This window comes from Kitasatospora sp. NPDC058032 (assembly GCF_042885845.1).
Lineage (GTDB): Bacteria > Actinomycetota > Actinomycetes > Streptomycetales > Streptomycetaceae > Kitasatospora.
Genome location: NZ_JBHVRK010000030.1, coordinates 1 through 5483, shown reverse-complemented (window position 1 = coordinate 5483; position 5483 = coordinate 1). Strand labels below are relative to the sequence as shown.

The following is a 5483-nucleotide window of genomic DNA, read 5'->3' as shown; positions in this document are numbered from 1 at the left end:
GCGCTTCACCCCCGCCCCCGCCCGGCCCCGCCGCGGGCCCGGCCGGCCGCGGCCGACGCCCCGGGGGGGGCGGGGGCCCCCCCCCCCCCGCCGCCCCCCCCCCGACCGGGGACGGGGACGGGGCGGGCGGGGACCACGAACGGCCTCGCCCGCGACGAACTCTGGGACGATGAGGTCCGCCGTCGACCTCGCGGAACGCGCGGCCGCGGGGTTCGGCCTGCTCCGACGGAGTCCACGGGACAGGCCCCGGCCGGACCGACACGCCCTGGAGGCACATCGTGGAGCGGACACCGGGGGAGCGCTGGGTCGCCGGGGTCGACGTCGGCGGCTCCGGGACCCGGCTCGCGCTGGCGCCCGCCCGGTGGCCGGACGGGCTCGCGGGGGCGCGGACGGCCGAGGTGGCCGCACCCGCCCGGGTGTCGGCCGCGGCCGGCGGCCAGGACGCGCGGGCGCTGCTCGACCACCTGCTCCCCGCGCTCCGGGGCCTCGCCGCCGGGCTGCCGGACGGCGCGCGGATCGGGGCCGTCGCGGTCGGCGCCACCGGCATGGCCCTGCTCGGCCGTGACCTCGCCGCCCGCCTGCCCGATCCGCTCGCCCGGGCCACCGGGGCCCGGCACCTGGTGCTCGCCGGGGACGCGATCACCGCCCACGTGGGCGCGCTGGGCACGGACGCCGGAGTGACGGTGGCCGGCGGCACGGGCCTGGTCGCCATCGGCTTCCACCCCGGAGCCGGCTGGCGGCGCGCCGACGGCTGGGGCCAACTGCTCGGCGACTGCGGCAGCGGCGGCTGGCTCGGCCGTGCCGGGCTGGAAGCCGCCCTGCGGGCGTACGACGGCCGTCCCGGCGGCTCGGCCCCGCTGCTGGCCGCCGCCGAACGCCGCTACGGCCCCGTGACCGGCCTCCCGGCCGCCCTGCAGCCGCGCCCCGACCGCGCCGCCCTGCTCGCCGCCTTCGCCCCGGACGTCGCCGCCGTGGCCGAGCAGGGCTGCCCGGTGGCCGCCGGACTGATCCGCCGCGCCGGCGAGGAGATCGCGGCCGCCGCGACCGCAGCCGCCGCGTCGGCCGGCCTCCCCGCCCCCGACCTCGTCCTGACCGGCGGCCTCTTCCGCCTCACCGCCCTGCACCGCGCCACCCTCGACGCCCTCGCCGCCCGCCTGCCCGCCGCCCGCCTCCGCACCCCCGACGGCCCACCCCTGCTCGGCGCCCTCCGCCTCGCCGTCACCGCCCCCGACCTCCCCTGGCCCGTGCACCCGCCGCTGCTCTCCCTGCTGGAGCGCGGGCCCCGGAAAACGGCTTGAACGGGGGACCGGAGCCTGCCTAGCGTGGCGGGCATGGAGAAGATCACCGCCCCCGACGACTGGCTCGCGGCCAACCGCGCCAATTGGGACTGGCGCGTCCCGGTGCACGTGGCCAGCGAGTTCTACGACGTGCCCGGCTTCGTCGCGGGCAAGGAAGTGCTGCGGGACTTCGAGCTGGCCGAGGTCGGCGACGTGTCCGGGAAGTCCCTGCTCCACCTCCAGTGCCACTTCGGGCAGGACACCCTGTCCTGGGCCCGGCGCGGGGCGACCGTCACCGGGCTGGACTTCTCCCGGCCGGCCGTGGAGGCCGCCACCGGGCTGGCCGGGCGGATCGGCGCGGATTCCGCCCGCTTCGTCGTCTCCGACGTGTACGACGCGGTGGACGCGCTCGACGGACAGCGCTTCGACGTCGTCTACACCGGCCTGGGTGCCCTGTGCTGGCTGCCGGACATCACCCGCTGGGCGCGCACGGCGGCGGCCCTCGTCGCACCCGGAGGCTTCCTCTACCTCGCGGAGTTCCACCCCTTCGCCGACAGCCTGGGCGAGGACGGCCGGACGGTCGAGTACGACTACTTCCACCGCGAGGCCACGGTCTGGGACGAGGCGAGCACCTACACCGACGGCGAGCCGGCGCCCACGGCGGCGACCGTGACCGTCGAGTGGCAGCACGGCGTCGGCGAGGTCGTCAGCGCCCTGGCGGCCGCAGGCCTGCGGATCGAGTTCCTCCACGAGCACGACTTCACCGTGTTCGCCCGCTTCCCGGTCCTGGAGCACGACCGGGTCTTCCGCTACCCGGACGGGCAGCCGGGCGTCCCGCTGATGTACTCCGTCCGCGCGAGCAAGCCGGCGTAGCGCTCTCCGCCGGGGTCACGGCTTGCGGGCCACCGCACCGTACATGCTGACCCGGTCGGCACCCGAGGGCAGGGCGCCGTCGGGGCGCCAGAGGGGGACGGTGACGACCCCGGGGTCGAGGACCTCCAGGCCGTCGAGGAAGGCGCGCACCTGGTCCCGGGTGCGGCCGACCAGGGGAGCGGTGGCCTTGCTGTAGACCCCCGTCACCCGGTCGCGGACCTCGGCGGGGAGGAAGTCCGCGGTGCCGTGCGACAGGATCAGGTGGCTGCCGGGCGCGAGGGCGTCCAGCAGGGTGCGCACCAGCGCGTAGGGGTCCTCCTCGTCCCGCACGAAGTGCAGGACGGCGGCGAGCACGAGGCCCGTCGGGCGTTCGAGGTCGAGCAGCTTCTCGGCCCGGGCGTCGGCCAGCAGCTCGACGGGGGAGCGCAGGTCGGCCTGGATGACGGTGGTGCGGCCGACGGCGCTGCCGCCCATCAGGGCGCGGGCGTGGGCGAGCACGATCGGGTCGTTGTCCACGTAGAGGACCCGGACGCCGGGATCGACCGCCTGGGCGATCTCATGGGTGTTGCCGGCGGTGGGGATGCCGGTTCCGATGTCGAGGAACTGGTCGATGCCGAGGCCGGCCACACAGCGCACCGCCCTGGTGAGGAAGCCCCGGTTGGCGCGCGCCGTGGACCGGAACTCGGGGTTGGCCGAAAGGGCGCGCTCGGCGGCCTCGCGGTCGGCCGGGAAGTTGTCCTTCCCGCCCAGGTACTTCCGCAATGCATAGGGAGTGCGGAAGATGGATCACATGCTGACGAGCGACTACTGCGGATGCGGTCGTTGCTTGGTGGGGGTGTTGCGGCTCAGCCGCAAGACGGATTCGACGTTCAGCCCGGAGAAGCAGCGGGGGCAGATCCTGGGGTCAGCGGCGGACGTCGGAGCCCACATCATCGCGTGGGCCGAGGACCTTGAAGTCTCGGGAGCGACCGACCCCATGACCCGTCCGAAACTGGGGCCGTGGTTGCGAGGGGAGATGGGCCCCTACGACGGGATCGCCGCTGCCTCCGTGGACCGGGTAGGACGGAACGTCCGCGACACCCTCAACACGCAGGACATGCTCACGAAGGCGGGACAGATCATCGTCACCGCCGATCACCGGGGGGTGTGGGACTTCTCCAACCCCGCCGACGAGAACGAATGGATGATGAAGGCTTGGGCGTCGCAGATGGAACTGCGAGCCATCCAAAAGCGGAACGTCGACGACACGGCATCCGCGCGAGCCACCGGCCGACCGAAGCAAAAGCCGTCCTACGGCTACCACTTCATCCGGCTGTTCCCCACGAGCTCCGTTGATCACGTCGAGATCGACCAGGTGGCAGCCCAAGTGATCCAGAACGTTGCCGAACGGATCCTGGCGGACGAGACAGGCACGATCACGTGCTCCACCGAGGCCGCACGGCTCAACCGGGCCGGTGTCCCCTCGCCATCCGATCGACGGGCACAGATCTACGGCCGCCCCCTGAAGGGTCATCTGTGGACGCCCAAGACCCTTCGCGTGATCCTCACCAGCGAGGCCGCTTTGGGGTTGTTGATGCACCAGGGCAAGCCGGTCATCGGCCAGGACGGCCGGCCGGTAAGGCTGGCGGACCCGCTGTGGGACCGGCCTACCCGTGACGCGCTGATCAAGAAGACGAACCCGAAGGCGCCCAGCACCAACCGGGCCCCGATGGGGGTCCGTCGGCTCTCCGGAGTCGGTTGGTGCGGGAACTGCGGGATCCGCCTCTACATCGCCGGCCGAACAAATGAGCTGGCCTACGGCTGCACAGGCCGTGTTCGGGGTGTTCCCGCATCGGTGAACTGCGAGCCGGCACCGTCAATGGCGATCAGCTTCCTGGACCAGGCCGCCGAAGACTGGTTCCTCAGCCGCTACGGAAGCGGCCAGGTGATGCGGAAGATGTACGACCCGGGAACCCGGTACGCCGCCCGGATCAAGGAACTTCAGGCCGACCGCAAGCGCCTTCGCAACGACCGCGCGCGAGGCCTGTACAACGACGAGGACGACGCGCAGTGGTACACGGAGACCTATACGGCCATCGGCGCGGAGATCGAAGAACTCAAGCAGCGCCCCGAGCGCCCGGCGGGCATGAGGCTAATGCCCACCGGCCGCACGGTCGCCCAGGAATGGCACGCGGCCCCCGACGACGCGGCGCGGCGTGAAATCCTGAACGAGTTCGGCGTGCGCGTTGTGCTGTTCCCCGAAACGGCCCCCCAGCGATACGTGATCACCGCCGGTCTCAACCCCTACACACAGGCCGCATAGGCGCCGCACCACAACAGAGCCCCGGACAGTGACACTCAACTGTCCGGGGCACCGATCATGTACACAGGGTCAGGCAGGGAACGGGGTAACGGACGATCCGCCCGCCCAACGTCCTGACGTCCTGAGCGGTCACTTCCAATTCCGCGACCACAGCGGCACTCTGCGCCATGAGCGCTTCCACGACCGAGACCCCCAGCACCTCAGCCAGGCTCCAGGCACCGAACCGCAGCGCGAACGCCCCCAAGCCCGGCGCGCACGCCAGCCGAAAAGGCAAGGTGTCGGCCGTGCAACCGCCGGCGATCTCCACCCGCAGTACCGACGCGTAGGTGATCAGGCTCCAGGAGCCGTTTGCGTCTTGTTCGGGCACACCGCCGACCGCAGCCGACAAGTCCCGGGCGATGTCACCGGCCGCCGTCGTGAACCCCCACACGGCCGGACCCACGTCGGGACCATGGGCGAACGCCCACCCGGAAAGATCACTCATCGGAGCCCCCGTCAGCCGGCGACCGTGAACCCTCAGCCCCACCACCGCGCCGCCGCGCCCCACCCACCCACCCGGGAGGCAGGTAGTCCCGGGTGATCTCTCGGGTCCGCTCAAGGTCGAGGGCGATTCCCTCAGCGATCACGGCCTCTCCCGGCCGGTACCCCGTTCCGGCGAACCGCCAGGAGCCCACGGTCACCTCACCCTCGGGAGCAGGCACGCCACGAACGTAGTCCCCCCGCTCCGCCCGCAGACTGCGGTACGTCGTCGAGTAGGACCGGGTCTTGGTCAGACAGTGCCCCCGGAAGCCGAGCATGTGAGCCCAGGCCCTCAAGCGCAGGTGCGCCAACTCCGGCAGACCACCCAACCGCCAGCAGGCCCCGACCAGCGCCCGCATGTGCGCCGACACCCGCAGAAGCCGGATCTCCGCCGCACTCGTCACCCGCCGGTCGACTGCGCCCGCAGCCTCAGCACCCTTCGTGGTGTACTTCGCCACGTAAGCGGCCACCCGTTCACCCGTCTCCGGGGAATCCACCTCACCGCGGAGTTC

At 72.8% G+C, this 5483-nt stretch carries 6 protein-coding genes; 3 read left to right on the top strand and 3 right to left on the bottom strand.

The genetic code is table 11. From position 1 onward, the window contains the following. Positions 1 to 278: 278 nt before the first annotated feature. Together ACFVUH_RS32125 and ACFVUH_RS32120 are read left to right on the top strand one after the other, a co-directional pair. Entirely contained in the window at positions 279 to 1298 is a 1020-nt protein-coding gene (locus ACFVUH_RS32125) for a BadF/BadG/BcrA/BcrD ATPase family protein (protein WP_355376273.1), read from the top strand. A gap of 33 nt (positions 1299 to 1331) precedes the next feature. Continuing rightward, a complete protein-coding gene (locus ACFVUH_RS32120) occupies positions 1332 to 2150 on the top strand; it encodes a class I SAM-dependent methyltransferase (RefSeq protein ID WP_387916953.1) in 819 nt (272 codons plus the stop codon). 15 nt (positions 2151 to 2165) lie between these two features. Here ACFVUH_RS32120 and ACFVUH_RS32115 read toward each other — a convergent pair whose 3' ends face one another. Further along, positions 2166 to 2912 (bottom strand): SAM-dependent methyltransferase, encoded by a 747-nt coding sequence (locus ACFVUH_RS32115; protein WP_387916951.1) that lies wholly within the window; start codon positions 2910 to 2912, stop codon positions 2166 to 2168. 19 nt (positions 2913 to 2931) lie between these two features. Here ACFVUH_RS32115 and ACFVUH_RS32110 point away from each other — a divergent pair, with 19 nt between their 5' ends. Then, positions 2932 to 4452: a recombinase family protein gene (locus ACFVUH_RS32110; RefSeq protein WP_387916949.1), complete on the top strand. Its 1521-nt coding sequence runs from the start codon at positions 2932 to 2934 to the stop codon at positions 4450 to 4452. Positions 4453 to 4507: 55 nt separating this feature from the next. Here ACFVUH_RS32110 and ACFVUH_RS32105 read toward each other — a convergent pair whose 3' ends face one another. Together ACFVUH_RS32105 and ACFVUH_RS32100 are read right to left on the bottom strand one after the other, a co-directional pair. Next, entirely contained in the window at positions 4508 to 4936 is a 429-nt protein-coding gene (locus ACFVUH_RS32105) for a hypothetical protein (protein ID WP_387916947.1), read from the bottom strand. Further along, the coding region (locus tag ACFVUH_RS32100) for a replication initiator (RefSeq protein ID WP_387916945.1) at positions 4929 to 5483 on the bottom strand (555 nt) is incomplete at its 5' end. The genes ACFVUH_RS32105 and ACFVUH_RS32100, both read right to left, overlap by 8 nt.